This is a genomic window from Clavibacter rahimiani, assembly GCF_052654495.1.
The window spans coordinates 1,564,864-1,590,056 of sequence record NZ_CP199790.1; the positions used below are offsets into that span (position 1 = coordinate 1,564,864).

Sequence of the window (25,193 nt, forward strand, 5' to 3'; positions counted from 1 at the left end):
GTGGGCACGACCTCGCGCGCGGGCATCGCGTCCGCGCGGCGCATAGTCGTGAAGGTCGGCTCTTCCTCCATCAGCGGGGAGAACGCCGGGCAGATCGCGCCCCTCGTGGACGCGATCGCCTCCGCCCACGCCCGCGGCGCGGAGGTCGTGCTCGTCTCGTCCGGCGCCATCGCCACGGGGATGCCGTTCCTCCGCCTCGACGACCGTCCCGCCGACCTCGCCACGCAGCAGGCCGCCGCCGCGGTCGGCCAGAGCGTGCTCGTCTTCCGGTACCAGGAGAGCCTCGACCGCTACGGGATCGTCGCCGGGCAGGTGCTCCTCACCGCCGGCGACCTGGCCGCGCCCGACCACCGGGAGAACGCGCAGCGCGCCATGGAGCGCCTGCTGGGCCTCCGGCTCCTGCCCATCGTCAACGAGAACGACACCGTGGCGACCCACGAGATCCGCTTCGGCGACAACGACCGGCTCGCGGCGCTCGTCGCCCGGCTGGTGCACGCGGACCTCCTGCTGCTGCTCTCGGACGTGGACGCGCTCTACACGCGCCCTCCCCAGGAGCCCGGGGCCCGGCGCATCGAGCACGTCGACTTCGGCGACGAGCTCGCGGGCGTCGAGATCGGGAGCACCGGTACGGGCGTCGGCACCGGGGGAGCGGTGACGAAGGTCGCCGCCGCGCGGTTGGCCGCCGAGGCGGGCGCGGGCGTCCTGCTCACGTCCACCGCGCAGGTCGCCGAGGCCCTCGCCGGTGCGCACGTCGGCACCTGGTTCGCGCCCCGCGCCTGATCCGCGCGCCCGCCGGCGACGGCGGCGCGGCTGGCTAGGCTGCCGGTCATGCCCACGATCGCCTCCGGCGTCCCCGACGTCGTCCCCGCCACCGCCGCGTCCTCCCGCCCGGACGACCTGCCTGACGCCGCGCTCGAGGCCGTCCTCCACGGCGCCCGCGCCGCCTCCACGCGGCTCGCCGCGAGCACCGCCGGGCAGCGCGACGCCGCGCTCGACGGCATCGCCGCCGCCCTCCTCGCCGCGAGCGACCGCATCGTCGCCGCCAACGCCGAGGACCTCGACCGCGGACGCGCGTCCGGCCTCGCCGCCGGGCTCCTCGACCGCCTGACCCTCGACGCCCGCCGGGTCGCGTCCCTCGCCGACGCGGTGACGGGGATCCGCGGCCTCGACGACCCGCTCGGCCACGTCGTCCGCGGCCGCACCCTGCCGAACGGGCTGCTGCTCTCGCAGGTGCGCGTGCCCTTCGGTGTCGTCGGTGCCATCTACGAGGCCCGGCCCAACGTCACGGTGGACATCGCCGCGCTCGCGCTGAAGAGCGGCAACGCCGTGGTGCTGCGCGGCGGGTCCGCCGCCCTCCGCACGAACGCCGTCCTCGTCGAGGTGATGCGCGGCGCCCTCGAGCGCGCCGGGCTGCCCGCCGACGCCGTGCAGACCGTCGACGCCCACGGCCGCGCCGGCGCCGCCCGCCTCATGCGGGCCCGCGGACTCGTCGACGTGCTCGTGCCCCGCGGGTCCGCCGACCTCATCCGCGCCGTGGTGGAGGAGTCGACCGTCCCGGTGATCGAGACCGGGGCGGGCGTCGTGCACGTCTACCTCGACGCCTCCGCTGACACGCGCATGGCCGTGGACATCGCGGTCGACGCGAAGGTCAGCCGCCCGAGCGTGTGCAACGCCATGGAGACGCTGCTCGTGCACCGGGACGCAGCTCCCCGGATCCTCCCCGGCGTCCTCGACGCGCTCCGCGATCGCGGGGTCACGGTGCACGGGGACGACGCGGTCCGCGCGCTCTGGCCCGCCGCCGTGCCCGCCGACGACGAGGACTGGGCGGCCGAGTACCTGTCGCTCGACGTCGCCGTCCGGGTCGTGGACTCCGTGGAGGACGCGGTCGCGCACATCGCCCGCTGGTCCACGCACCACACCGAGTCGATCGTCACCTCCGACCTGGCGGTCGCCGAGCGCTTCCTCGCCGCCGTCGACTCCGCGGTCGTCATGGTCAACGCGTCCACCCGGTTCACCGACGGATCCGAGTTCGGCTTCGGCGCCGAGGTCGGCATCTCCACGCAGAAGCTGCACGCGCGCGGGCCGATGGGGCTGCAGGAGCTGACGAGCACGAAGTGGATCGTGCGGGGGAGCGGGCAGGTCCGGGGCTGACCGGCGGCGGACCCGCGCGCCCCGGATCGAGCCGACGGCACGCCCGCCGTGTGGCCTCCTCGCACGGGGCCCGTCGATAGGATGGCAGTCGCCGCCTCCGCGCCACGGGGCGTGCCACGAACGGAGATCCCATGCACGCGCTGACCACCACCCTCCTCGCCGAGACCGAGCACGCCATGGAGCTCGCCGCCCCGCTCTGGGTCTTCCCCGCGGTCGCCGCCGTCGCGTTCGTCGCCCTGGGCGTCGTCATGTTCAGCTTCCGCGACGTGAGCAACCGCCACTCGGAGAAGTGGGCCAAGACCCCCGTCGCCGAGCAGGGCCACGGCACCGCCGACCAGACGCACTGAGCGCGAGCACCGGCCAGATGACGACACCCGCGACCCCGCGCCTCCGCATCGGGGTCATGGGCGGGACGTTCGACCCCATCCACAACGGCCACCTGGTCGCCGCGAGCGAGGTGCAGCAGCACCTCCAGCTCGACGAGGTGATCTTCGTGCCCACGGGCCAGCCGTGGCAGAAGCAGACGGTGACCGACGGCGAGCACCGGTACCTGATGACCGTGATCGCGACCGCGGCCAACCCGCGCTTCACCGTCAGCCGCGTCGACATCGACCGGGGCGGCACCACCTACACGATCGACACGCTCCGCGACATCCGGCGCATGCACCCGGACGCGGAGCTGTTCTTCATCACGGGCGCGGACGCGATCCAGCAGATCCTCGGCTGGAAGGACGTCGCCGAGCTCTGGGACCTGGCGCGCTTCGTCGCCGTGACCCGTCCCGGCCACGACCTCACCGAGAGCGGCCTCCCGCACGCCGACGTAAGATTGCTGGAGGTCCCGGCGTTGGCGATCTCCTCGACCGACTGCCGGAGCCGAGTCGGACGGGGCTTCCCCGTGTGGTACCTCGTCCCCGACGGAGTCGTCCAGTACATCTCCAAGCACCACCTGTATCGGAGCCCGCAATGACCCCCTCCCACGACGCGCCCGACACCGGGCCGACCTCGTTCGACGACGGTCCCGCTCCCGCGACCCTCGGGCTGAGCCGCCGCGAGATGCGCGCCGCGGAGCGCGCGCGGGCCCAGGCCCTCGGCATCGACGAGGCGGACGACGCCCCGGCGGACGCCGCCGCCGCGGAGGGCGAGCACGCCGCCGCGACCCCGTCCGAGCAGCCCGCCGTGGCGGAGGGGTCCCCGCAGGAGGAGCCGCCGGCGGTCCCGGCTGACGGCGCATCCGCGCATCCGACCGACGAGTCGCCGACGCCCGCCGCCACGCCCACGTCGCCCGGCGTCGGCCCCGAGACCTCCGCGATCCTCCTGTCGGGCGGGGTGCTCACCCGCCGCCAGCTCCGCGCCATCCGCGAGGCCGAGGAGGCCGCGCGCCAGCAGCGCGGACACGAGCACGGCGACGACGCCGCGGACGGCGCCAGCGCCGCCGAGGAGTCCGCGACCGAGGAGCCCGCGACCGAGCAGCCCGCGACCGAGCAGCCGACGACCGAAGAGCCCGCGACCGAGGAGCGCCCGGTCGACGCGCGTCCCGCCGTCGACGACGCCCCTGCCGCCGCCTCGTCGGACGGCGACGTCCCGCCGTACGTCCGCTACGGCCGCGGCTCGCGCGCCACGCCGCGTCCGCGTGCTCCCTACGGCAGCGCCTACCGCCGCACGCCCGCCGCCGACGTCCCCGAGACGGCGGCCGTGGACATGTCCGAGGTCGAGGGCACCGACGCGACCCCGACGACGGATGCCACCGACGGCCCCGCCGCGGACGACACCACCGCGCGCGAGCCGGAGTCCGCGTCCGCGACGCCGCCCTCGGCCGAGATGGCGTCGTCCGAGACGCCCTCCGCCTGGCCCTTCGCCCCGATCGTCCCCTCCGGTGACGCGGCCGACCGCGACGTCGACACGTCGGGTGAGCAGCCGACCGTCCCGCCGCTGGCCGCGCACGCGCCGAGCCGCGACGAGGATCCGCGCCCGGCCCCCGTCCTCGAGCCCGTCCCGTGGACCACGGGCGCCGCCGCCCCGACGCTCGAGCCGGCGTTCGGCACCCGTGCGGCCGCCGCCGCGCAGGAGCCCGACGGCGACGACGCGTCCGACCGCACCGCCGCGGAGGCCCGTCCCGTCGCGGAGGCCCCGGTCGCCGACGTCCGCACGCCGTTCACCCCGCCGACGGGCCACTGGTCGGTGCAGGACCAGGTCGACGAGGACCAGCCGCACACCGGCAACCACTTCATCCTCCCGTCCGTGCCGCATTCGGCCGACATGCAGCAGGCGCTGAACAGCACGGGGGAGATCATCATCACCGGCTCCATCGACCTGCCCCGCAGCCTGGGCTCGATGGGCACGCACCCCGACCGGTTCGACACGGCCGACATGGACCGGATGCTCGAGCAGGGCGACGACCACGACCACGCGCACGCGGGGTCCGACTCGGAGCCCGTGCGCGCGAGCCGTGCGGTGAGCACCCACACCTCCACGCGCGCCGTCGTCCAGCCGCCGCCCCGCAAGCGCTTCACCGCGCCCGTCGTCGCGGCCGTCACGGCCGGCGGCGTCGCGGTCATCGGCGCCGGACTCGTCGTCGTCGCGTTCATGACGAATGTATTCTGAACACCTGATGCACCATCCCACCCGTCCCGGAAGGACTCTGTGACCGCTTCTCCCCGCGCCCTCGACCTGCTCAAGGTCGCCGCCTCCGCTGCCGACTCCAAGCAGGCCATCGACCTGGTCGCGCTCGACGTCTCCGGGCCCCTGCCCCTCACCGACGTCTTCCTCATCGCCTCGGCCCGCAACGAGCGCAACGCGCAGGCGGTGGCCGACGAGATCGAGGACAAGATGATCGAGGCGGGCGCCAAGCCGCTGCGCCGCGAGGGGAAGAGCGAGGGCCGCTGGATCCTCCTCGACTTCGGCGACGTCGTCGCGCACGTCTTCACCGAGGAGGACCGCATGTACTACTCGCTGGAGCGCCTCTGGAAGGACTGCCCCGTCGTCGCCCTCGAGATCGAGCCGACGGCCTCCGCATCCTGATCCGCGTCCGTCCCACCCGCGAGGAGCTCCCCGCATGAAGTGCCCCAACGACTCCGCGACCCTCGTGATGAGCGAGCGCAGCGGCGTCGAGATCGACTACTGCCCCGACTGCCGCGGCGTGTGGCTCGATCGCGGGGAGCTCGACAAGATCCTCGACCGCGCCGAGCAGGAGACGCGGCCCGCCCCGGCGGCCGCGCCGTCCGCGGCTCCGGCCGCGCCGCTCGGCGGGTACCCGGAGCCGGGTCGCGACGACCGGCGTCGAGATGACGACCGGCGTCGCGACGACGACCGCCGACGTGACGACGACCGGGACCGTCCGTATGGCCGCGACGACCGCGGCTACGGCGGCGGCTACGCGACGCCCGGCGGCTACCAGCAGGGCGACGCGTCCGGCGGCAGGCGCCGCAAGAAGGAGAGCTGGCTCAGCGAGCTCTTCGACTGAGCAGGCCGCCGAGCGGGTCGACCGGGCGGAGGATGCCCTGGTCATGAGGCGGTCGGAATGTGTAGTAATGTAGACGAGTCGCTTCCGCAGGGAAGCGGAGAACGGGTCTGTGGCGCAGTTGGTAGCGCACCTGCATGGCATGCAGGGGGTCAGGGGTTCGAATCCCCTCAGATCCACCCTCGAGCCCCGCTCCTCCTCACGGAGGGGCGGGGCTCTTCGCATGTCACGGCGCCGAGCGCGCGCGGAGGCGTGCGGCCCGCCGGAGCGGACCGCACGCCTCCCACGTCAGCGCGGCTGCGCCGGGTTCGTCGGGTCGCCCTGCGACGGCGGGTTGATCGGCGGCCCGCTCGTCGCCGGCGTCACCTGCTCCCGGTGGCCGCCCTGCGACACCTCGGGCATCACGTCGGGGATCGCGCCCGTGGGCTCCGCGCCGTCGCGCAGCGCCTCCAGCCGCCGCTCCAGCACCTGCATCACGGGCAGGCGGTCGCCGTGTGCGCGCTCGTAGGCGACCAGCAGCAGCACCTGGCGCTCGTCGAGCGGGTGCAGGCGCTGGGGGAGCGTCCCCAGCGGGATGTGGTCGAACTCGGGCAGCGGCAGGTCCTCGTGTCGGGGTGCGTCGGTCATCGTTCCTCCTCCGGTGTCGTGGTGCGGGTCCTGGGTGCGCGGCGGGCCGCGGGGACGGGGGTCACGCGACGGCCCCGGTGCCCGGGATCGCGGGTCCCTCGGGCCAGCGCAGCAGGGCGGCGACGGAGCCGCCGCCGGGCAGCCCGATCGCGTCCTCGCCGTCCGGCGCGCTCGTGGAGTCGGTGAGGACGACGCGCGCGTCGGTGAGCAGGGCGGCCCGGGTGAGCGCGACGTGCGCCGGAACCCGCCCGAGGATCTCCGCGCCGAGCGCGTCCTCGGGGGCGGTCGCGATCCACGGCGCCTCGGAGAGCGCGAGGAGCCGCTCGTCTCGGAGGGCGTCGGCGTCGAGCACCAGCGTGTCGACCTGCGCGCTCGCGAGCGCCCGGACGACGGCGCCGACGCGCGTCTCGGCCCAGCCGTCCCCGCGTCCGTCGTGCTCGGCCACGCGGTCGAGCACGTCGCGCTCGCCCTCCGCGAGGATCCGCTGCAGCTCCGTCCGGATCCGCTCCTCCAGCGCCGTGGGGTCCGCGCCGTCCGCGCGGGTGTTGGTGGGCTCGACGGCGAGGATCGCTCGGGACTCCGGTCCCAGCTCGCCCTCGAGGAGCTGGCGCGCGCGGATGTCGCCCGCGACCACCAGGAGCCGGGGCCGGTGGCGGCGCACGACGTCGTCGATCCGCTCCGCGAGCTCGCCCTGCGTCTGCCGCCAGATCTCCTCGGCGTGGTGCTGCAGGTGGTCCTGCCGCCAGCCGCCCGTCTTCACGGCGTGCAGCGTGTCCGTGCGACCCTGCACGGCGCGCTCCGCGATCAGCTCGTCGGCGCCGGCGCGCAGGACCCGCACCTCGCCGCCGTCGCGGCTGGTCTCCACGACGACGTAGAGGAGGCGCTCGGGCTCCCGCTCGAGGAGCGGCACGAGGTCGGGGACGGGCACGACGCCCGCCTCCTCGGGCTCGGTCGGGATGCCCGGGATGGACTCGTCGACGACCAGCTCGCCGGACTCGACGAGGATCACCCGCGTGCGCGCGCCGCCGGGCGCCGGCTCGTGGGCCAGCGCCGAGGACACCAGGGCCAGGTCCTCCTCGGACGCGCCGTCCCGGGCGAGCCGGTCGATGACGCTCTTCCGCCGGGTCTCGAGCACCTGGGGCGGGTCGGCGGTGTCGACGGAGTCGTCGAGGTGCACCTGGACCCAGGGGCCGGGGCGCCGCAGCAGCTCCGCCCAGGAGGGCCGGTCGGGGGTGGGGTCGGTCATGGGATGCCTCCATCTCGTCGCGATCGTGCATCCACCCGACGCCTCCGCGGGCGGGCGCGCCTAGGGCCTTGACACGGCGGGGCGCGGACGTCGTCTCCCCGATCGGGGGGCTGTCCTCCCTTCGGGGGACCCGGGTACCGTGGCGTAGGTCATCGACCCCCTGGAGCTCCACCATGTCGCACGCCACCCTGCACCGGACCCACGCCGCCGACCCGCACCGCACGTCGGTGGTCGGCTCGGCGGTCCTCGGGTTCCTGGCCGCGTTCGTGGTCGGCGCGGCCGTCATCGTGACCCTCCTCGTCACCTCGTTCGCCCAGGGCACCGAGGGCTACGCGGGCCTCGACGTCCCCGGCGTCGTCAGCACGCGGATCGACCACGGCAGCGTCGTGACCCAGATCGGCCCGGGCGGCTTCCTCTTCCCGCTGGCGGCCGGGCTCGTCGTCGGCCTGATCGTGGCGGTCGTCGCCTACGCCCGCCAGCGCCACGTCGAGGACTGACCGGCGCTTCCGGATCCGGCCCCGCGCGTAGAGTCGAGGGGATGGATGCCCCGACCGCGCGACCCATCCGGTCGCGACGCCGCCGGGTCCCGAGCACGTCGCACCGACTCCGGTCCCTCGGGCTCGCCGCAGCGGTGGCGGCGCTGACGCTCCTCGCCACCGGGTGCACCGGATCCGCGCCCGTCGTCCTCCCGACGGCCCCCGCGCCGCTGCGCGTCGTCTCGCTCGGCGACTCCTACTCCACCGGCACCGGACCGGCCGCGCCCGTGCCGGGCGACCCCGGCGTCTGCGGCCGGACGGTCACCGCGTCCGTCCGCGTGGCGGTCGCCGCGGTCGGAGCCGACCTGGTCGACGCGGCCTGCGACGGCGCCACGACAGCCGACCTCGTCACCCCGCGGGAGCGCGGCGGGCAGACCGTCCCCGCGCAGCTCGACGCCCTGGGCGACGGCGCCGACGTCGTCCTGGTGCGCCTCGGCGGCAACGACCTCGGGTTCCCGGCGCTCGTGGGCGGGTGCCTCGCGCGCGACCCGGCCGGCCCCGTCGCCGCTGGACCCGCGACCTGCGTCGACGCTCTCGCGCCCGCCGGCGGGACCGACTCCGTCCGCGCCCGCATCGACGGCGAGGTCGCGACGCGCCTCGCGGAGGCGTTCGACCGGATCCGCGCCGCGGCCCCCGAGGCGCGGATCGTGGCGCTGGGCTACCTCACCGTGCTCGGCGACCCCGACGCGCTGCCGCGGGAGGGCTGCCTGCGCGCCACCGCGTCCTCGCCCGTGAACGGGCAGGTGCTGCTCACGGACCGGGACGCGGTCTGGCTCGCGGGTGTGCAGCACGCGCTCGACGACGCGATCGCCCGCGCGGCGGCGGAGGCGGGCGCGCGGTTCGTCGACCAGGCGACCCCGACCGCCGCGCACGGCTCCTGCGCCGGCGACGCGGGGGATCCGTACGTCGCGGGCCTCGGCGGCAGCGCCGGATCCGTGCCGCTGCACCCCAACGCGGCGGGACTCGCCTGGGAGGCGGGCGTGATCGCCGACGTGCTCCGCGAGGAGACCGCGGCGCTCGGGCGCTGAGTCCCACGCGCGGCGACGTTCCCGCCACCTGGGAACGTGTGGGTTCGTGTGGGAACGTGTTGCTTCGTCTGCGGATGCGGGCTACAGTGCGAGGACGCGCGGTGCACCCGCCGCGCGGAGTCGAAGGAGACCGCCCATGTACGCCGAGGAACGCCAGGACAGGGTGGTCGCCCTCCTCGAGCGCACCGGCCGTGTCGCGGTGGTCGCCCTGGCCCGCGACTTCGACGTCACCACCGAGACCGTCCGGCGCGACCTCGCCCAGCTGGAGACGCGCGGCGTCCTCCGCCGGGTGCACGGCGGCGCCGTCCGGGCGAACCGCTCGACCCGCGCCGAGGAGAGCCTCGACGCCCGCGGCGCGCGCAACACCGACGCCAAGGCGCGCATCGCCGACGCGGCCATGGCGCTCATCCCCGCGAGCTTCCAGGGATCCGTGGCCGTCGACGCCGGCACGACCACCGGGCTGGTCGCCGAGCGCATCGCCGCCTGGACCCCCGACGTCGCCGGCCGCACCCTCGTCGTCGTCACCCACTCGATGGTCGTGGCCCAGACCGTCAGCCGGAACCCCGCCGTGGAGGTGCAGCTGCTGGGCGGCCGCCTCCGCGGGATCACGAGCGCCGCGGTCGGGCCCGCGACGCTCGGACAGCTGTCGCGCCTGCGGCCGGACATCGCCTTCATCGGCGCGAACGGCATCCACGCGGAGTTCGGCCTGAGCACGCCCGACGAGGAGGAGGCGGCCGTGAAGACCGCGTTGACCCGAGGATCCCGCCGGGCCGTCGCGCTCGTCGACGCGTCGAAGGCGGGGGAGGAGGCGCTCGTCGGCTTCGCGGCCCTCGACGACCTCGACACGCTCGTGACGGACGAGGCGCCGGACGGCCCGCTCGCCGATGCGCTGGCCGCCGCCGAGGTGGAGGTGATGGTCGCATGATCCTCACCCTCACCGCCAACCCGAGCCTCGACCGCACCATCGACCTCGCCGGCGCCCTCGCGCGCGGCGCCGTGCAGCGCGCCCGCGGCGTGGCCGAGCAGCCGGGCGGCAAGGGCGTCAACGTCTCCCGCGCCCTCATCGCGTCGAGCCTCGACACCCTCGCCCTCCTGCCCGGCCGCGTCGACGACCCGATGCTCGTGGCGCTCTCCGCCGAGCGGATCCCGCACGACCCGCTCGACATCGCCGGGCGCGTGCGGCAGAACGTCACCCTCACCGAGCCCGACGGCACGACGACCAAGGTCAACGAGCCGGGCCCCGTGCTCACGTCGGCCGAGGCCGACGCGCTGGTCGCCCTCGTCATCCGGCACGCGCGCGCCGCCCGCTGGCTCGTGCTCGCCGGATCCCTGCCGCCCGGACTCGACGACGACTTCCACGCCCGCGTCGTGCAGGCCGTGCGCGCCGAGCTCGGCGACGCCGCCCCGCGGATCGCCGTCGACTCGTCGGGCGCGCCCATGGCCGCGCTCGTCGCGTCGGGCGCCGTCGTCGACCTCGTGAAGCCCAACGCCGAGGAGCTCGCCGAGCTCGTCGGCCTCGACGACCCGGACGCGCTCGAGGCCGACCCGCGCCTCGCCCATGACGCGTCCCGGTCCCTCGTCTCCCGCGGCTGCCGGGCGGTCCTCGCGACCCTCGGCGCGCGCGGGGCCGTCCTCACCACGGCCGACGGCGGGTGGCTCGCCACCATGCCGCCGATCGTGCCGGTGAGCACCGTGGGCGCGGGCGACTCCTCGCTCGCGGGCTACCTGCTCGCCGACCACCGCGGTGCGGGACCCGAGGGGCGGCTGGCGCAGGCCGTCGCCCACGGATCCGCCGCCGCGAGCCTCCCCGGCAGCACCATGCCGTCCCCCGACCAGACCCGGCCGGACAGCGTCACCGTCCAGCCGCTCCTCCCGATCGCCGCCGATCGCTGACCCGTCCCACCTGGAGAAGAACATGCCATCGCTCATCACGAACCGCCTCGTGCTCCTCGACGCCGACCTCGGCGCCGACCGCGAGCACGCCGTCCGCACGCTGGCCGAGCGCGTCGTCGCCGAGGGCCGCGCCACCGACGCCGACGCCCTCTTCGCCGACGCGTGGGCGCGCGAGTCGCAGACCGACACGGGCATGGGCGGCGGGCTCGCCATCCCGCACTGCCGCTCCGCCGCGGTGACGGAGGCCACGCTCGTCATGGCCCGGCCGCGGCCCGCCGTGGACTTCGGCGCGCCGGACGGCCCCGCCGACCTCGTCTTCTTCATCGCCGCGCCGGACGGCGCCGACCAGGAGCACCTCGTGCTCCTGTCGCGGCTCGCCCGGTCGCTCATCAAGCCGGAGTTCGTCGACGCGCTCCGCACGGCCGCGTCGGAGGACCAGGTCGTCTCCCTCGTCGAGAGGGCGCTCGAGGACGAGCCGGCCTCCTCGACGGGCGCGCCGGCCGCGCCGTCCGCCGCCGCGTCCGAGCCCGCCGCCGTCGCGGCCCCGGCCGCCGACGCGCCCGTGCTGGTCGCGGTCACCGCCTGCCCGACCGGCATCGCGCACACCTACATGGCCGCGGACTCGCTCGTCGCCGCCGCGAAGCGTGCGGGCGTCGAGCTGCACGTGGAGACGCAGGGATCCTCCTCCGTCACGCCCGTGGACCCCGCGATCATCGCGCGCGCCACGGCCGTGATCTTCGCCGTCGACGTCGACGTCCGCGACCGTGCGCGCTTCGCGGGCAAGCCCGTCATCCAGGCGCCCGTCAAGCGCGGCATCGACCAGCCCGACCAGATGGTCGCCGAGGCCGTCGCCGCCGCGAAGGACCCGAACGCGCCGCGCGTGCCGGGCGCGGGCGCCGCGTCCGGCGGATCCGAGCAGGCCTCCCCGCAGGCGTCCCAGGGCGTCGGCGCCCGCCTCAAGCGCTGGCTGCTCACGGGCGTCAGCTACATGATCCCGTTCGTCGCGGGCGGCGGGCTCCTCATCGCCCTCGGCTTCCTGCTCGGCGGGTACCGGATCACCGAGACCGCCTCCGACGTCGTGCTGCAGAACTCGCTCGCGAACCTCCCCGACGGCGGTCTGCTGCAGTACCTCGGCGCGGTCGCGTTCGTCATCGGCGGCGCGTCCATGGCGTTCCTCGTGCCGGCCCTCGCCGGGTACATCGCCTACGCCATCGCCGACCGACCGGGCATCGCGCCCGGGTTCGTCGCCGGATCCGTGTCCGTGATCATGGGCGCGGGCTTCCTCGGCGGCCTCGTGGGCGGCCTCCTCGCGGGCGGCATCGCCTACGCGATCGGCCGCATCGACGTGCCGCGCTGGCTGCGGGGCCTCATGCCCGTCGTGATCATCCCGCTGCTCGCGTCCATCGTCGCCTCCGGACTCATGGTCATGGTGCTCGGCGGTCCCATCGCGGCCCTCACGCGGAGCCTCAACGACTTCCTGTCCGGCCTCTCCGGCGCGTCCGCGATCCTGCTCGGCGTGATCCTCGGCGTCATGATGTGCATCGACCTCGGCGGCCCCATCAACAAGGTCGCGTACTCGTTCGCGGTCGCGGGCCTCGGCGCCGGTGCCATCGACAACCAGGCCCCGTGGGCGATCATGGCCGCGGTCATGGCCGCCGGCATGGTGCCGCCGCTGGCACTGGCCCTCGCCTCCACCGTGATCGACCGCCGCCTCTTCAGCCCGGCCGAGCGCGAGAACGGCAAGGCCGCGTGGCTGCTCGGCGCCGCCTTCATCTCCGAGGGCGCGATCCCGTTCGCCGCGGTCGACCCGCTGCGCGTCATCCCCGCGAGCGTCGTGGGCGGCGCGGTCACGGGCGCCATGGTGATGGGCCTCGGCGTCGTCTCGCAGGCCCCGCACGGCGGCGTGTTCGTGCTCTTCGCGATGAACGGCACCTTCCTCGGCTTCCTCGCCTCGGTCGCCGTCGGCACCGTGATCTCCGCGTTCCTCGTCGTGCTCCTCAAGCGCGTCACGGCGAAGCGCCCGGAGGCCGTCGCCGAGGCGGCGTCCGCCGACCAGGGCGTCCCCGTCACGGCCTGACCCGCGTCCCCCGACCGACCCGCACCCCGTACCCCGCACCCCGCACGAAGGAGATCACCATGACCGAGCGCACCGCCACCATCGGCAGCCGCGTGGGCCTGCACGCCCGACCCGCCTCCCTCTTCATCGAGGCGGTGCGCCGCACGGGCGTGCCCGTGCGGATCAGCAAGCCGGGCGGCACGCCGCTCGACGCGACGAGCATCCTGTCGCTCATGAGCCTCGGCGCCGCGAACGGGGACCAGGTCGTCCTCACGGCGGAGGGCGACGGCGCGGACGCCGCGCTCGACGAGCTGAAGGCGCTCCTCGAGTCGGATCTCGACGCCGTCGAGTAGGCGCCCGCACGACGGGAGGGCCCGGTCACCGCGATGCGGCGGCCGGGCCCTCCCGTCGTGTCAGGACCCGTGCGTCACCACTCGGCGACGCGGTAGTCCTTGAGGAAGACGCCCGAGATGTCCTCGCCGGCCTGGCCCGTCACGATGGGGTCGTAGACGCGGGCGGCGCCGTCCACCAGGTCGAGCGGCGCGTGGAAGCCCTCCTCCGCGAGCCGCACCTTGGTGGGGTGCGGGCGCTCGTCGGTGATCCAGCCGGTGTCGACGCTCGTCATGAGGATCCCGTCGGTCTCGCGCATCTCGCGGGCGGACGTGCGGGTCATCATGTTGAGCGCGGCCTTCGCCATGTTCGTGTGCGGGTGGCCGGGGCCCTTGTACGCGCGGGCGAACTGGCCCTCCATCGCGCTGACGTTGACCACGTACTTGCGCCGGGCGGTCGACGCGGCCATGGCGGGACGCAGCCGGCTGACGAGCAGGAACGGGGCCGTGACGTTGGCGAGCTGGACCTCGAGCATCTCCAGCGGATCCACCTCGTGCACCACCTGCGTCCAGCTGTTGGCGTGGTGCAGGTCGGGCACGAGGCCGCCCGCGTCGATCGCGGTGCCGGCGGCCAGGCGCGCGAGCGAGGACGACCCGGCGGTCATCGCGAGCTCGGTGACCTCGGCCGCGGTGATCCCGGTGGCCGTCGAGAGGATCGGGTGCGCCGCGACGCTCGCGGCCAGCGCGGCCGGGTGCGCGTCGTTGGTGTGCCCGAAGGTGAGGAGCTCGGGGATCGGCCCGTCGGGCAGCGGCGCCGACTCGGCCTCGGACAGCGGGGCGTAGGAGCCGGGGGAGCGGCGCACGGTCTGCGCGGCGTTGTTGATGAGGATGTCGAGCGGGCCCGCGGCCGCGACGGCGTCGGCGAGGCCGATGACCTGGGCGGGGTCGCGGAGGTCGAGACCCACGACGCGGAGGCGGTGCACCCACTCGTGCGCGTCCGGCAGGCCGGCGAAGCGGCGGACCGCGTCGCGCGGGAAGCGGGTGGTGATGGTGGTGTGCGCGCCGTCGCGGAGGAGCCGCAGCGCGATGTGCATGCCGATCTTCGCGCGCCCGCCGGTGAGGAGCGCGCGCATGCCCGTCAGGTCGGTGCGCGCCTCCCGCTTGGCGTGGTTGAGCGCCGCGCAGTCCGGGCAGAGCTGGTGGTAGAACGCGTCGACCTGCGTGTAGTGCTGCTTGCAGATGTAGCAGGGGCGCGAGCGCAGCAGCGTGCCCGCGGTGGGCGCCGCCGTCGTGATGGCGAGGGGGATGCCGCGGGTCTCGTCGTCGATGCGGTCGGGTGCGCCCGTCGCGGTGGCCGCGACGACCGCGCGGTCGGCGCTGGCGACGGCCTCGCGCTTCTCGAGGCGGCGGGCCTTCTTCACCGACTTGAACATGGACGCCGTGGCGCGGCGGACCGCGACGAAGTCGGGGTGGTCCTCGTCGATGTCGGCGAGCGAGCCGAGGACGCGGAGCGTGACGGCGAGGTCGGCGGGGTCGATGGCCGCGTCGGCTGTGGGGGCAGAGTCGGCGGCGGGGGCAGAGTCGGCGGCGGGGGTGACGGGATCCGCGGGGGCGGCAGGGTCGTCGGGCAGGGCGTCGGAGGGCACAGGAGATGATACCCGGGCCGCAGGGCCCGACCGGGCCCGCGACCGGAGTGCCCCGCACCACTACATGGTGGTGGCGAAGCCGACCGCGGCCGCGATGACCGCCCAGAGCGCGATCGTCACGACCACGAGGGCGATGAGCCCGGTGCGGCGGTCGCGCCAGCGCGCCCGCTCCGCCTCGGGGTCGACCGGGACGGCCTCCGGGGCGCGCGGGGCGGCGGTCGGCGTGCCGGCGGGCGAGGCGGTGGCGTCGTCGTGCGCGGCGGGCACGTGGTCGGTGGGAGCGGGTGCGGCCGCGGCGTCGGCGGGTGCGGGGTCGGGTCGCGGGTCGAGCGGGAGGGACGGCATCCGGCGACCGTACGGGGTGGCGCCCCGCGGATCCTGCCGCCTGTGGAGAACTCCGGGCGGGCGGGTGGGGGAGGATGGACGCATCATGTCCGACACCGCCCTCGCCCCCACGCTCACCGAGGAGGCGGCCCGGCTGGCCGTGGACGGGGCGACCGACGACGCGATCTACGACGCGTTCGCCGAGTGGGCCCTGTCGCGGGGCATCGAGCTGTACCCGGCGCAGGACGAGGCGGCGCTCGAGATCGCGTCGGGCGCGAACCTCATCCTCTCGACGCCCACCGGCACGGGGAAGTCGCTCGTCGCCGTCGCGGCGCACTTCGCGGCCCTCGCCCGCGGCCGCCGCTCCTACTACACGGCGCCCATCAAGGCGCTCGTGTCGGAGAAGTTCTTCGCCCTCGTGGAGCTGTTCGGGGCGGCTCAGGTCGGGATGGTGACGGGCGACTCGTCGGTGAACCCGGACGCGCCCATCATCTGCTGCACCGCCGAGATCCTCGCGAACCGGTCGCTCCGCGGCGGCGCGGACACGCCCGTCGACCAGGTGGTCATGGACGAGTTCCACTTCTACGCCGATCCGCAGCGCGGCTGGGCCTGGCAGGTCCCGCTCCTGCTCCTCCCGCGCGCGCAGTTCGTGCTCATGTCGGCGACCCTCGGCGACGTCACCGACCTCGCCGAGGACCTCACCCGCCGCACCGGCCGCCCGACCGCGCGGATCACGGGCATCGAGCGGCCCGTCCCGCTCTTCTTCCACTACGCCGTGACGCCCGTCCAGGAGACGGTCGAGGAGCTGCTCGACACGAAGCAGGCGCCCGTCTACATCGTGCACTTCGCGCAGGCCGCGGCGCTCGAGCGGGCGCAGGCGCTGTCGAGCATCAAGATCGTGACCCGGGAGCAGCGGGACGAGATCGCCGAGCTCATCGGCGCCTTCCGCTTCAGCACCGCCTTCGGCAAGACGCTCTCGCGGCTCGTGCGCGCGGGCATCGGCGTGCACCACGCGGGCATGCTGCCGAAGTACCGCCGGCTCGTGGAGCAGCTCGCGCAGCAGGGCCTCCTCCGGGTGATCTGCGGCACGGACACCCTCGGCGTCGGCATCAACGTCCCCATCCGGACGGTGCTCTTCACGGGCCTCACGAAGTACGACGGCACCCGGATGCGGCAGCTGAACGCCCGCGAGTTCCACCAGATCGCGGGGCGCGCGGGCCGGGCCGGCTACGACACGGCGGGCACCGTGGTCGCGCAGGCGCCCGAGCACGAGACCGAGAACATCAAGATGCTCGAGCGCGCGGGCGACGACGTGAAGAAGCGCCGCAAGCTCGTGCGGAAGAAGGCGCCCGAGGGCTTCGTCTCCTGGGGCGAGCCGAGCTTCCGCAAGCTCATCGACGCGGAGCCGGAGCGGCTGACGTCGAGCATGCAGGTCAGCCACGCGATGATGCTCAACGTCATCGCGCGCGGCGGCGACGTGTTCGCGAACATGCGCGCGCTCGTCGAGGACAACCACGAGCCGCGCGCCCGTCAGCTCGCGCTCGCCCGCCGGGCCCTCGCGATCTACCGGACGCTCCGCACCGCGGGCATCGTGCAGCAGGAGGCGGACCCGGACGGCGGGCCCGCGCGGATCACGCTCACGGTCGACCTGCAGGCCGACTTCGCGCTCAACCAGCCGTTGTCCCCGTTCGCGGTCGCGGTGTTCGAGCTGCTCGACCGGGAGTCGCCGACGTACGCGCTCGACATGGTGAGCGTGGTCGAGGCGACCCTCGACGACCCGCGGCCGATCCTGTCGCAGCAGCAGTTCAAGGCGCGCGGCGAGGCCGTGCAGGCGATGAAGGCCGAGGGCATCGAGTACGACCAGCGCATGGAGCTGCTCGAGTCGATCACGCACCCGAAGCCGCTGGAGGAGCTGCTCGACCAGGCGTTCACGACCTACGCGGCCAGCCAGCCGTGGATCGGCGACTTCGCGCTCAGCCCGAAGTCCGTGGTCCGCGACATGTACGAGCGCGCGATGAGCTTCAGCGAGCTGATCTCCTTCTACGGGCTCATGCGCTCCGAGGGCCTCGTGCTCCGCTACCTGTCCGACGCGTTCCGCGCGATGCGGCAGACGATCCCGGACGAGGCGAAGACCGAGGAGCTGCTCGACGTGATCGAGTGGCTCGGCGAGCTCGTGCGCCAGGTCGACTCGAGCCTCCTCGACGAGTGGGAGGAGCTGTCCCACCCCACGCAGCCGCCGGGCGACGCGCCCGTGCTGCCGCCCGCGCCCAAGCTGCTCACGTCGAACACGCGCGCGTTCCGGATCCTCGTGCGGAACGAGATGTTCCGGCGCGTGCAGCTCGCCGCCCGCGAGGACCTGCACGCGCTCGGCGACCTCGACGCCGCGGCCGGCTTCGACGCGGACGCCTGGGGCGACGCGCTCGACGGCTACTTCGGCGAGTACGACCGGATCCTCACCGACGGCGACGCCCGCAGCCAGGCGCTCGTCACGATCACGGAGGGACCGACCGAGTGGACCGTGCGGCAGGCGCTGCACGACCCCGAGGGCGACCACGACTGGGGGATCGAGGCGGTCGTCGACCTCGACGCGTCGAACGAGGCCGGGGAGGCCGTCGTGCGCGCGACCCGCGTGGGCACCCTGTCGTGACCGCGGCGCCCGTCCTGCCCGACCTCGCCGGCCGGACGATCCTCGTCACGGGCGCGAACGGCGGCATCGGCTTCTGGACCTCGACGCAGCTCGCGGGCGCGGGCGCCCGGGTGCTCCTGGCCTGCCGCTCGGCCGAGCGCGGGGACGCCGCCGCGCGGGCCGTCCGCACCCGCGTGCCCGGTGCCGACGTGGACGTCGTCGCGCTCGACCTCGCCCGCCTCGCGAGCGTGGACGCGTGCGTCGCCGCCGTGCGCGAGGACCTCGACGCGGTCGTCGCCAACGCCGGGCTGACACCCGCGGGCGGCCGGGCCCGGAGGCGGCGGACGACCGTCGACGGGTTCGAGGAGCTCATGGGCACGAACGCGCTCGGGCACTTCGCGCTCGTCGCCGGCCTCGCGCCGCGGCTGCGGGCCGGCGGGCGGGTCGTGATGCTCGGATCCCTCGCGCACCGCTTCTCGCCCCTCGACCTCGGCGACCTCGCGGGGGAGCGGCGCATGCCCGCGCTCGTGCGGTACGGACGGTCGAAGACGGCCTGCATGATGATCGCGGCCGAGCTCGACCGGCGCTGGCGGGCCGCGGGATCCGACCGCATCGCGCTCTCCGCGCACCCCGGCTACTCGGTGGACGCGCTCACGCCGCCGCAGGATCCGACCGCCCGTCCGCGGGGCGTCGCCGCCGCCCGCCGCCTCGTCGCGGGGGCTGGGCGCGTCCTCGTGCAGGGCAAGGACGCGGGCGCGTGGCCGGTGGCGCACGCGGCGGCCGCCCACGGCGTCACGGGCGGCGCCTTCTGGGGACCGGCCGGGCCGCTCGAGCTGAAGGGCCTGCCTGCTCCCGCCTTCGTCGCGGAGCACGCCCGCTCGCGGGCGGTGGCCGAGCAGCTGTGGTCGGCCGCCGAGGACGCGACGGGGATCCGCTTCCGGCCCTGACCGCGGACCGTGGAGACGGCTCGCGGCCGACGCGGGTCAGCCCCGGGGCGTCCCGAGGACGTCGTCGAGCGCGTCGCGGAAGGCCGCCGTCTCCTCGGGCGTGCCCACGGAGACGCGCAGCCAGCCCTCGGGGCCCGTCTCGCGGATCAGCACGCCCCGGTCGAGCAGCCCCTGCCACACCGCGTGCCGGTCGGGGAACCGGCCGAAGAGCACGAAGTTGGCGTCCGACGGCGCGACCTCGAACCCGCGTCCGCGGAGCCAGGCGACGAGCCCGTCCCGCTCCTCGCGGAGCGACGCGACCTGCGCGAGCAGCACGCCGCGGTGGCGGAGGGCGGCGGTCGCGCTGACCTGCGTGATCCGGGACAGGTGGTACGGCAGCCGCACGATCCGGAGCGCGTCGACGACCGCGGGCGCAGCCGCGAGGTAGCCGAGACGACCGCCCGCGAACGCGAACGCCTTGCTCATGGTGCGCGACACGATGAGGCGCGGGTGGTCGGGGAGGAGCGAGATCGCGGTCGGCACGCCCTCGCGGCGGAACTCGGCGTACGCCTCGTCGATGACCACGACGCCGGGCGCGACCGAGAGCACGTGCTCGATCTCCCGGGTCGTCAGCGCGGTGCCCGTCGGGTTGTTCGGGCTGGTGAGGAAGACGACGCTCGGCTGGTGCCGCGTGACGAGCTCCGTGACGTCCTCGAGGTCGAGCGTGAAGTCCTCCTGGCGGCGGCCGGAGACCCACGTGGTGAGCGTGTTCCGCGCGTACTCGGGGTACATCGCGTAGTGCGGGGCGAAGGACAGCGCGACGCGGTCGGTGCCGCCGAAGGCCTGGAGCACCTGCTGCAGCACCTCGTTCGACCCGTTCGCGGCCCAGACGTTCTCGGGACCGAGCGGGAGGCCGCTGTCGGCCGTGAGGTAGTCGGCCAGCTCGGTGCGGAGCTCGAGGAACTCGCGGTCGGGGTAGCGGTTCAGCCCGCGCGCGGCCTGGAGCACGGCCTCGCTGACGGCGACGGCCACCTCCTCGGGCAGCGGGTACGGGTTCTCGTTCACGTTGAGGAGCACCGGCACGTCGAGCTGCGGGGCGCCGTACGGCTCCTCGCCGCGGATCCCGTCGCGGAGGGGCAGGTCGGCGAGGGTGGTCCTCGACCAGTCGGGCGTCATCGGGTCTCCTCGGGGTCGGCGGGATCCCATCCTCCCATCGCGGGGGAGGGCGAGCCGCCCGCGGCCGACGCGCACCCGGGCGTCCGCACGGCGACGGGCGGCTAGGGTCATCGGATGCGCTCCCCCCTCGCCCGGCTCACCCGCGTCCGGCGACCCGGTGACGTGCACCGCACCGCGTCCGTCCCGCCGCGCTGGCTCCTCGTGTCGCCCCGCTACCCGTCGCGGTCGATCCCCGTGGACCACGACCTCGAGCGCCGCACGGTCCTCGGCTTCCGCGTCGCGATCAAGGTCTTCCGCTCGGCGGGCGCCAACGCCGGCCGCACGCTGTCGAGCGCTCCCGCGGGCATCGGATCCGCGGGCCGCGCCGGAGCCGCGGGTGCCGCGGGCCGCCGCCCGTCGTTCGTCCTCGTGCACGGGATCGGCGTGTCGTCCCGGTACTTCCACCCGCTCGCCGCGCTCCTCGCCGAGCACGGCGACGTCTACGCCGTCGACCTCCCCGGCTACGGCGAGTCGCCCCGGGTCCGGCGCGACGTGACGCTCGCCGACCACGCCGCCGTCGTGGCGGAGGTCGTGCGGATGCACGGCCTCGTCGACCCCGTCATCGTCGGCCACTCGATGGGCGCGCAGATCGTCACGCAGCTCGCCGTCGACCAGCCGGGGATCGCGGACCGCATCGTGCTCATCGGCCCCACCCTCGACCCGCGGAAGCGCGGCGTCGTCCGCGCCGGCCTCGCGCTCGGCCGGGACACGCTCCGCGAGCCGCTGATGTCGAACGCGGTCGTGCTCGGCGACTACTTCCTCCGCTGCGGCATCCCGTACTACCTCCGGCAGCTGCCGCACCTCATCGGCGACCGCATCGAGGACCGGGCGGGGCGGATCCGCGCGCGGACGCTCGTCGTCGTCGGCCATCGCGACGCCGTGGTCGACCGGTCGTTCGCGGAGGACCTCGCGGGCCTCATCCCGCGCGGCTCCGTGCACGTCGCCCGCGGTCCGCACGTCGTCATGTTCACGGATCCCGAGGGCGTCGCCCGGGCGATCGTCGAGCATGCCCGCGTCGACTGACGAACCGATCCCGGAGCCCACCGGCGTCCCGGCCGTCCCGCCCGCACGCGAGCAGGATGGAGCGGTGACCGCCGACGGACCCGACGCCCTCCCGCCGCTGACGGCCCTCCGCAAGGCCTGGGACTGGGCGCTCGACTACGCGTACGTCCTCCGCTGGCAGGCCGCCGCCACGCTCTCCCGCGACGACGCCTCCTCGTTCGAGGACGGCCGCGACGACCGGCCGACGATCCTCGTGCTGCCGGGCGTCTACGAGCGCTGGCAGTTCATGCTCCCGATCATCCGGCGCCTGCACGCCCGCGGCCACGGCGTCCACGTGGTCGGCTCGCTCGGCGCCAACGTCGGCCGCGTCGCCGAGATGTCGCGCCGGGCGCGCGCGTACCTCGAGGCCGAGGACCTGCGCGACGTCATCGTGGTCGCGCACAGCAAGGGCGGCCTCATCGGCAAGCACCTGATGGCCTTCGGCGACCCCGACCGGCGCATCCGGGCCATGGTCGCGATCAACGCGCCCTTCGCCGGATCCTCGTACGCGCGCCTGTTCCCCGTCCGCAGCATCCGCGACTTCTCGCCGCGGAACGCCGCGCTCGTGGAGCTCGGCCGGTCGCGCGAGGTGAACGCCCGGATCACCAGCATCTTCGCGCGCTTCGACCCGCACATCCCCGGCGGCAGCTCGCTCGACGGCGCCACGGACGAGCGCGTCGCGGCGTCCGGCCACTTCCGGATCATGGGCGACGAGGACGTGCTGCGCCGCGTCGAGGCCGCGATCGACCGCGCCGGATCCTCGACGGCACCGCCCGCCTGATCCGCCCGCGTCCGCGTGGACCGGCCGCGGCCCGGCCGGGCCGCATACTGGGCACATGACCGAGCCCGTCGCCCCCGCACGGGCGGGTGGCGCCGCCGACGGACGCGGCCGCACGGTCCTCGCCGTCGCGATCCTCGCCTCCTTCGTCGCGTTCCTCGACGGCACGGTGGTGAACGTCGCGCTGCCCGCCATCGGCGAGGACCTGGGCGGCGGCCTCGTCGTCCAGCAGTGGGTCGTGGACGCGTACCTCATCACCCTCGGCGCGCTGATCCTCCTGGCCGGCTCGCTCTCCGACGCCTTCGGGCGCGTGCGCGTGCTCCGCTGGGGGCTCGTGGGCTTCGGGGTCACGTCGCTCGTGTGCGCGGTCGCCCCGACCGCGGGCGTCCTCATCGCCGCGCGCGCGGCCCAGGGCGCGGCGGGCGCGCTCCTCGTGCCGAGCTCGCTCGCCCTCATCGCGCAGGCGTTCCGGGGCCCCGCGCAGGCGAAGGCCATCGGATCCTGGACGGCGTGGACCGGCACGGCCATGCTCGTCGGCCCCGTCCTCGGCGGCGTGCTGGTGGACGCGCTGGACTGGCGGCTCGTGTTCGGGATCAACGTGCTGCCCATCGTCGTGACCCTCGTCCTCCTCGCCCGGCTGCCGCACGACGCGCCGGCGGCGGCGGGCACGCGCGTCGACGTGCCGGGTGCGGTGCTCGGCGCCCTCGGGATCGGCGGCCCCGTCTTCGCGCTCATCGAGCAGTCGCGCCTCGGCGTCGGCCACCCGCTCGTGGTGGGCAGCCTCGTCGTGGGCGTCGCGTGCCTCGTGCTCTTCGTGCTCCGCGAGCGGCGCACCGCGCATCCGATGCTGCCGCTGTCGCTCTTCCGCGAGCGGGACTTCCTGGTCGGCAACATCGCGACCGTCGGCATCTACGGCGCGCTCTCGCTCGGCGGCTTCGTCATCGCGGTGTTCCTGCAGCAGACGGGCGGGCTCTCGGCGACGGCCGCGGGCTTCGCGCTCGTGCCGACGACCGTGATCATGCTGCTGCTGTCGACGCGCTTCGGGGCGCTGGCCGGGCGGATCGGGCCGCGGCTGCTGATGGGCGTGGGCCCGATCGTCGCGGGCGCCGGCTACCTGCTCATGCTGCGCGTGGCCGAGCCGGTGGACTACTGGGGGCAGCTGCTGCCCGGCATCCTCGTCTTCGGGCTGGGGCTGTCGATGACGGTCGCGCCGCTGACCTCGACGATCCTCGAGGCCGTGCCGTCCGCGCAGGCGGGCATCGCCTCGGCCGTGAACAACGCGGTGTCGCGCGTCGCGGGCCTCGTCGCGATCGCCGCGATCGGTCTGGTCGCCGGGCCCGACCTCGACGTGGCGGCCTTCCACCGGGTGGTGCTCGTGACGGCGGCGCTCCTCATCGCGGGCGGGCTGGTGTCGCTCGTCGGCATCCGCTCGCGGCGCCCGGTGCCCGCGCCGACGCCGACGCCCGCGCCGACGCCGACGCCCGCGTCGGACGGCGCCCGCTAGAGCGCCAGCAGCACCTTGCCCACGTGCTGCGACGACGCCACGCGGGCGTGCGCGGCGGCGGCCTCCGCGAGCGGGAGCACGCGGTCGACGACGGGCCGCACGGATCCGTCGGCCACGGCGGGCCACACGTCCCGTCGGACGGCGTCGACGATGCGCGCCTTGTCGTCGGCGTCGCGGGCCCGGAGCGTCGTGCCCCAGATCCGCCCGCGGCGGGCCATGAGCTGGCCGATGGCGATGCTCGTCGGGGCGCCGCTCTGCGCGCCGATGACCATGATCCGGCCGTCGCGCGCGAGGGCGCGGATGTCGCGGTCGATGTAGTCGCCGGCGATGGCGTCGAGGACCACGTCGGCGCCGTGCCCGTCGGTGGCCTCGAGGAGTGCGGTCACGAAGTCCTGCTGCCGGTAGTCGATGAGGATGTCCGCGCCGAGCGCGCGGCAGGCCTCGAGCTTGGCCGGGCTGCCGGCGGTCACGGCCACGCGGGCGCCGAGGCGCGTCGCCAGCTGGATCGCCATGGTGCCGATGCCGCTCGACCCGCCGTGCACGAGCAGCGTCTCGCCCGACCGGAGCCCCGCGTCGAGCACGACGTTCGACCACACGGTCGCGACGACCTCGGGCAGGCCCGCGGCCTCGACGAGGTCGAGCCCGTCCGGCACGGGCAGGACGTGGCGCTCGTCGACCGCGACGAGCTCGGCGTAGCCGCCGCCCGCGAGCAGGGCGCACACGCGGTCGCCGACCGCCCAGCGGGTCGCGCCCGGGCCGACCGCCGCGATCGTCCCTGACACCTCGAGGCCGAGGTGCGTCGGCGCCCCCGCGGGCGGCGGGTACGCGCCCTCGCGCTGGCTGAGGTCCGCGCGGTTGACGCCCGCCGCGGCCACGCGGATCAGTACCTCGCCGGGCCCCGCCACCGGATCCGGCAGCTCGGTGAGGGAGAGGACGTCGGGGCCGCCGGGGGAGTCGAAGGTGATGGCACGCATCCCGCCACGGTACGCCCGCGCCCCGGAGCGGACGGACGCGCGACGGGCGCCGGGCACGGGGGCGACGGGCACCGTCAGGAATACATGAACTCGCAACGAAATGTGGGAATGGATGTCGGATCCATGCGCTTGCATATCCCTGAGGCCGTCGGCCTCCACCCTCGACCCCGTACGAAAGGCACGAACATGAGCGACACCACGACCGTCCCCGGATACATCGCCGGCACCTGGACCATCGACAAGACCCACAGCTCCGTCGGCTTCAGCATCCGCCACATCATGATCAGCAAGGTCAAGGGCACGTTCAAGGACTTCGACGCCGAGATCGTCACGGGCGCCACCCCCGAGCAGAGCTCCGTCAAGGCCCACGCGACCATCGTCTCGATCGACACCAACGAGCCGAACCGCGACCAGCACCTCCGCACCAACGACTTCTTCGACGCCGAGAACCACCCCACCATCGACTTCGTCTCCACCGCCGTGCGCGTGGAGAAGGACGGCGACGCGAAGATCGACGGCGAGTTCACGATGCGCGGCGTCACCAAGCCCGTCACGTTCGACGTCGAGTTCGGCGGCTTCGGCCAGGACCCGTACGGCCAGACCAAGTTCGGCGCGACGGCGACCACGGTCGTCAACCGCGAGGACTTCGGCCTCACCTACAACGCGGCCCTCGAGACCGGCGGCGTGCTGCTCGGCGACAAGGTCACCATCACGCTCGACATCCAGGCGGTCCTCGCGACCCCCGCGGCCTAGCGCCCACCGGTCGGGCCCCGGCCCGACCGCGTCCGCCCCGCGCGGATCCGACGCCCCCGTTCCCTCCTGGGACCGGGGGCGTC

Annotated in this window: 25 protein-coding genes and 1 tRNA gene; 20 read left to right on the forward strand and 6 right to left on the reverse strand. The window is 75.0% G+C overall.

The genetic code is table 11. From position 1 onward, the window contains the following. The 8 genes from proB to ACT7CP_RS07485 all read left to right on the forward strand — a co-directional run bounded on the left by proB (nucleotide 1) and on the right by ACT7CP_RS07485 (nucleotide 5,787). Nucleotides 1–780 carry a glutamate 5-kinase gene (gene proB, locus ACT7CP_RS07450; protein WP_445443943.1) on the forward strand — a complete coding sequence of 260 codons (780 nt, stop codon included), beginning with the start codon at nucleotides 1–3 and terminating at the stop codon, nucleotides 778–780. Between the two features lie 48 nt (nucleotides 781–828). Further along, a complete protein-coding gene (locus tag ACT7CP_RS07455) occupies nucleotides 829–2,151 on the forward strand; it encodes a glutamate-5-semialdehyde dehydrogenase (RefSeq protein WP_445443944.1) in 1,323 nt (440 codons plus the stop codon). 131 nt (nucleotides 2,152–2,282) lie between these two features. Further along, complete coding sequence (locus tag ACT7CP_RS07460; RefSeq protein WP_307501438.1) at nucleotides 2,283–2,498, forward strand: hypothetical protein; 216 nt, start codon at nucleotides 2,283–2,285, stop codon at nucleotides 2,496–2,498. A gap of 17 nt (nucleotides 2,499–2,515) precedes the next feature. Next, nucleotides 2,516–3,118, forward strand: a complete 603-nt coding sequence (gene nadD / locus ACT7CP_RS07465) for a nicotinate-nucleotide adenylyltransferase (protein WP_413963134.1) — start codon at nucleotides 2,516–2,518, stop codon at nucleotides 3,116–3,118. Then, nucleotides 3,115–4,752, forward strand: coding sequence for a hypothetical protein (locus ACT7CP_RS07470; RefSeq protein ID WP_445443945.1), 1,638 nt, complete (start codon nucleotides 3,115–3,117; stop codon nucleotides 4,750–4,752). The genes nadD and ACT7CP_RS07470 overlap by 4 nt, the downstream gene beginning before the upstream one ends. 39 nt (nucleotides 4,753–4,791) lie before the next feature. Continuing rightward, nucleotides 4,792–5,169: a ribosome silencing factor gene (gene rsfS, locus ACT7CP_RS07475; RefSeq protein ID WP_012299154.1), complete on the forward strand. Its 378-nt coding sequence runs from the start codon at nucleotides 4,792–4,794 to the stop codon at nucleotides 5,167–5,169. A 34-nt stretch (nucleotides 5,170–5,203) separates the two neighbouring features. Beyond that, nucleotides 5,204–5,611 (forward strand): TFIIB-type zinc ribbon-containing protein, encoded by a 408-nt coding sequence (locus ACT7CP_RS07480; protein WP_445443946.1) that lies wholly within the window; start codon nucleotides 5,204–5,206, stop codon nucleotides 5,609–5,611. Between the two features lie 103 nt (nucleotides 5,612–5,714). Further along, nucleotides 5,715–5,787, forward strand: a tRNA-Ala gene (locus ACT7CP_RS07485). A gap of 109 nt (nucleotides 5,788–5,896) precedes the next feature. Here ACT7CP_RS07485 and ACT7CP_RS07490 read toward each other — a convergent pair. Together ACT7CP_RS07490 and ACT7CP_RS07495 are read right to left on the reverse strand one after the other, a co-directional pair. Further along, nucleotides 5,897–6,235, reverse strand: a complete 339-nt coding sequence (locus ACT7CP_RS07490) for a DUF8129 domain-containing protein (protein ID WP_413963131.1) — start codon at nucleotides 6,233–6,235, stop codon at nucleotides 5,897–5,899. Between the two features lie 61 nt (nucleotides 6,236–6,296). Beyond that, on the reverse strand, nucleotides 6,297–7,481 hold the full coding sequence (locus ACT7CP_RS07495; RefSeq protein ID WP_445443947.1) for a baeRF2 domain-containing protein: 1,185 nt from the start codon (nucleotides 7,479–7,481) through the stop codon (nucleotides 6,297–6,299). A gap of 173 nt (nucleotides 7,482–7,654) precedes the next feature. Here ACT7CP_RS07495 and ACT7CP_RS07500 point away from each other — a divergent pair, with 173 nt between their 5' ends. The 6 genes from ACT7CP_RS07500 (at nucleotide 7,655) to ACT7CP_RS07525 (ending at nucleotide 13,347) form a co-directional block, all read left to right on the forward strand. Continuing rightward, complete coding sequence (locus ACT7CP_RS07500; RefSeq protein WP_413963129.1) at nucleotides 7,655–7,978, forward strand: hypothetical protein; 324 nt, start codon at nucleotides 7,655–7,657, stop codon at nucleotides 7,976–7,978. Nucleotides 7,979–8,019: 41 nt separating this feature from the next. Next, complete coding sequence (locus ACT7CP_RS07505; protein WP_445443948.1) at nucleotides 8,020–9,045, forward strand: SGNH/GDSL hydrolase family protein; 1,026 nt, start codon at nucleotides 8,020–8,022, stop codon at nucleotides 9,043–9,045. Between the two features lie 136 nt (nucleotides 9,046–9,181). Then, a complete protein-coding gene (locus ACT7CP_RS07510) occupies nucleotides 9,182–9,970 on the forward strand; it encodes a DeoR/GlpR family DNA-binding transcription regulator (protein WP_445443949.1) in 789 nt (262 codons plus the stop codon). Then, nucleotides 9,967–10,938 (forward strand): 1-phosphofructokinase family hexose kinase, encoded by a 972-nt coding sequence (locus ACT7CP_RS07515; RefSeq protein ID WP_445443950.1) that lies wholly within the window; start codon nucleotides 9,967–9,969, stop codon nucleotides 10,936–10,938. Before ACT7CP_RS07510 ends, ACT7CP_RS07515 begins: the two co-directional genes overlap by 4 nt. 22 nt (nucleotides 10,939–10,960) lie before the next feature. Continuing rightward, nucleotides 10,961–13,015, forward strand: a complete 2,055-nt coding sequence (locus tag ACT7CP_RS07520) for a PTS fructose transporter subunit IIABC (protein ID WP_445443951.1) — start codon at nucleotides 10,961–10,963, stop codon at nucleotides 13,013–13,015. A gap of 59 nt (nucleotides 13,016–13,074) precedes the next feature. Next, nucleotides 13,075–13,347, forward strand: a complete 273-nt coding sequence (locus ACT7CP_RS07525; protein ID WP_413963124.1) for an HPr family phosphocarrier protein — start codon at nucleotides 13,075–13,077, stop codon at nucleotides 13,345–13,347. A 74-nt stretch (nucleotides 13,348–13,421) separates the two neighbouring features. On the opposite strand, the gene ACT7CP_RS07530 is transcribed toward ACT7CP_RS07525, so the two are convergent. Together ACT7CP_RS07530 and ACT7CP_RS07535 are read right to left on the reverse strand one after the other, a co-directional pair. Continuing rightward, the gene (locus tag ACT7CP_RS07530; RefSeq protein ID WP_445443952.1) at nucleotides 13,422–14,969 is read right to left on the reverse strand and encodes an SDR family NAD(P)-dependent oxidoreductase; all 1,548 of its coding nucleotides are present in this window, start codon (nucleotides 14,967–14,969) and stop codon (nucleotides 13,422–13,424) included. Between the two features lie 60 nt (nucleotides 14,970–15,029). Beyond that, the gene (locus tag ACT7CP_RS07535; protein ID WP_445443953.1) at nucleotides 15,030–15,314 is read right to left on the reverse strand and encodes a hypothetical protein; all 285 of its coding nucleotides are present in this window, start codon (nucleotides 15,312–15,314) and stop codon (nucleotides 15,030–15,032) included. Between the two features lie 85 nt (nucleotides 15,315–15,399). On the opposite strand from ACT7CP_RS07535, the gene ACT7CP_RS07540 reads away from it, so the two are divergent. Then, entirely contained in the window at nucleotides 15,400–17,940 is a 2,541-nt protein-coding gene (locus ACT7CP_RS07540; protein WP_445443954.1) for a DEAD/DEAH box helicase, read from the forward strand. Further along, nucleotides 17,937–18,866 (forward strand): SDR family NAD(P)-dependent oxidoreductase, encoded by a 930-nt coding sequence (locus ACT7CP_RS07545; RefSeq protein ID WP_445443955.1) that lies wholly within the window; start codon nucleotides 17,937–17,939, stop codon nucleotides 18,864–18,866. Before ACT7CP_RS07540 ends, ACT7CP_RS07545 begins: the two co-directional genes overlap by 4 nt. 36 nt (nucleotides 18,867–18,902) lie before the next feature. Here ACT7CP_RS07545 and ACT7CP_RS07550 read toward each other — a convergent pair whose 3' ends face one another. Next, nucleotides 18,903–20,021 (reverse strand): histidinol-phosphate transaminase, encoded by a 1,119-nt coding sequence (locus ACT7CP_RS07550; RefSeq protein ID WP_445443956.1) that lies wholly within the window; start codon nucleotides 20,019–20,021, stop codon nucleotides 18,903–18,905. A 114-nt stretch (nucleotides 20,022–20,135) separates the two neighbouring features. On the opposite strand from ACT7CP_RS07550, the gene ACT7CP_RS07555 reads away from it, so the two are divergent. From ACT7CP_RS07555 to ACT7CP_RS07565, 3 genes are all read left to right on the forward strand, one after another. After that, a complete protein-coding gene (locus tag ACT7CP_RS07555) occupies nucleotides 20,136–21,083 on the forward strand; it encodes an alpha/beta fold hydrolase (protein WP_445443957.1) in 948 nt (315 codons plus the stop codon). Between the two features lie 64 nt (nucleotides 21,084–21,147). Next, complete coding sequence (locus ACT7CP_RS07560; RefSeq protein ID WP_445443958.1) at nucleotides 21,148–21,882, forward strand: esterase/lipase family protein; 735 nt, start codon at nucleotides 21,148–21,150, stop codon at nucleotides 21,880–21,882. A 55-nt stretch (nucleotides 21,883–21,937) separates the two neighbouring features. Continuing rightward, nucleotides 21,938–23,383: an MFS transporter gene (locus tag ACT7CP_RS07565; RefSeq protein ID WP_445443959.1), complete on the forward strand. Its 1,446-nt coding sequence runs from the start codon at nucleotides 21,938–21,940 to the stop codon at nucleotides 23,381–23,383. On the opposite strand, the gene ACT7CP_RS07570 is transcribed toward ACT7CP_RS07565, so the two are convergent. Further along, nucleotides 23,380–24,357 carry an NAD(P)H-quinone oxidoreductase gene (locus tag ACT7CP_RS07570; RefSeq protein WP_445443960.1) on the reverse strand — a complete coding sequence of 326 codons (978 nt, stop codon included), beginning with the start codon at nucleotides 24,355–24,357 and terminating at the stop codon, nucleotides 23,380–23,382. The two genes, ACT7CP_RS07565 and ACT7CP_RS07570, sit on opposite strands and share 4 nt — an antisense overlap. Nucleotides 24,358–24,543: 186 nt before the next feature. Here ACT7CP_RS07570 and ACT7CP_RS07575 point away from each other — a divergent pair, with 186 nt between their 5' ends. Then, the gene (locus ACT7CP_RS07575) at nucleotides 24,544–25,110 is read left to right on the forward strand and encodes a YceI family protein (RefSeq protein ID WP_191148983.1); all 567 of its coding nucleotides are present in this window, start codon (nucleotides 24,544–24,546) and stop codon (nucleotides 25,108–25,110) included. Nucleotides 25,111–25,193 lie beyond the last annotated feature (83 nt).

What these genes read in the sequence shown, in the direction of transcription:
- ACT7CP_RS07495 (WP_445443947.1), bottom strand. Translation starts at nt 7,481, where the DNA reads ATGACCGACCCCACCCCCGACCGGCCCTCCTGGGCGGAGCTGCTGCGG.
- ACT7CP_RS07565 (WP_445443959.1), top strand. Translation starts at nt 21,938, where the DNA reads ATGACCGAGCCCGTCGCCCCCGCACGGGCGGGTGGCGCCGCCGACGGA.
- ACT7CP_RS07505 (WP_445443948.1), top strand. Translation starts at nt 8,020, where the DNA reads ATGGATGCCCCGACCGCGCGACCCATCCGGTCGCGACGCCGCCGGGTC.
- ACT7CP_RS07525 (WP_413963124.1), top strand. Translation starts at nt 13,075, where the DNA reads ATGACCGAGCGCACCGCCACCATCGGCAGCCGCGTGGGCCTGCACGCC.
- ACT7CP_RS07470 (WP_445443945.1), top strand. Translation starts at nt 3,115, where the DNA reads ATGACCCCCTCCCACGACGCGCCCGACACCGGGCCGACCTCGTTCGAC.
- ACT7CP_RS07510 (WP_445443949.1), top strand. Translation starts at nt 9,182, where the DNA reads ATGTACGCCGAGGAACGCCAGGACAGGGTGGTCGCCCTCCTCGAGCGC.
- ACT7CP_RS07480 (WP_445443946.1), top strand. Translation starts at nt 5,204, where the DNA reads ATGAAGTGCCCCAACGACTCCGCGACCCTCGTGATGAGCGAGCGCAGC.
- ACT7CP_RS07535 (WP_445443953.1), bottom strand. Translation starts at nt 15,314, where the DNA reads ATGCCGTCCCTCCCGCTCGACCCGCGACCCGACCCCGCACCCGCCGAC.
- ACT7CP_RS07575 (WP_191148983.1), top strand. Translation starts at nt 24,544, where the DNA reads ATGAGCGACACCACGACCGTCCCCGGATACATCGCCGGCACCTGGACC.
- ACT7CP_RS07455 (WP_445443944.1), top strand. Translation starts at nt 829, where the DNA reads ATGCCCACGATCGCCTCCGGCGTCCCCGACGTCGTCCCCGCCACCGCC.
- ACT7CP_RS07490 (WP_413963131.1), bottom strand. Translation starts at nt 6,235, where the DNA reads ATGACCGACGCACCCCGACACGAGGACCTGCCGCTGCCCGAGTTCGAC.
- ACT7CP_RS07520 (WP_445443951.1), top strand. Translation starts at nt 10,961, where the DNA reads ATGCCATCGCTCATCACGAACCGCCTCGTGCTCCTCGACGCCGACCTC.
- ACT7CP_RS07515 (WP_445443950.1), top strand. Translation starts at nt 9,967, where the DNA reads ATGATCCTCACCCTCACCGCCAACCCGAGCCTCGACCGCACCATCGAC.
- ACT7CP_RS07555 (WP_445443957.1), top strand. Translation starts at nt 20,136, where the DNA reads ATGCGCTCCCCCCTCGCCCGGCTCACCCGCGTCCGGCGACCCGGTGAC.
- ACT7CP_RS07540 (WP_445443954.1), top strand. Translation starts at nt 15,400, where the DNA reads ATGTCCGACACCGCCCTCGCCCCCACGCTCACCGAGGAGGCGGCCCGG.
- ACT7CP_RS07570 (WP_445443960.1), bottom strand. Translation starts at nt 24,357, where the DNA reads ATGCGTGCCATCACCTTCGACTCCCCCGGCGGCCCCGACGTCCTCTCC.
- ACT7CP_RS07500 (WP_413963129.1), top strand. Translation starts at nt 7,655, where the DNA reads ATGTCGCACGCCACCCTGCACCGGACCCACGCCGCCGACCCGCACCGC.
- ACT7CP_RS07460 (WP_307501438.1), top strand. Translation starts at nt 2,283, where the DNA reads ATGCACGCGCTGACCACCACCCTCCTCGCCGAGACCGAGCACGCCATG.
- ACT7CP_RS07550 (WP_445443956.1), bottom strand. Translation starts at nt 20,021, where the DNA reads ATGACGCCCGACTGGTCGAGGACCACCCTCGCCGACCTGCCCCTCCGC.
- nadD (WP_413963134.1), top strand. Translation starts at nt 2,516, where the DNA reads ATGACGACACCCGCGACCCCGCGCCTCCGCATCGGGGTCATGGGCGGG.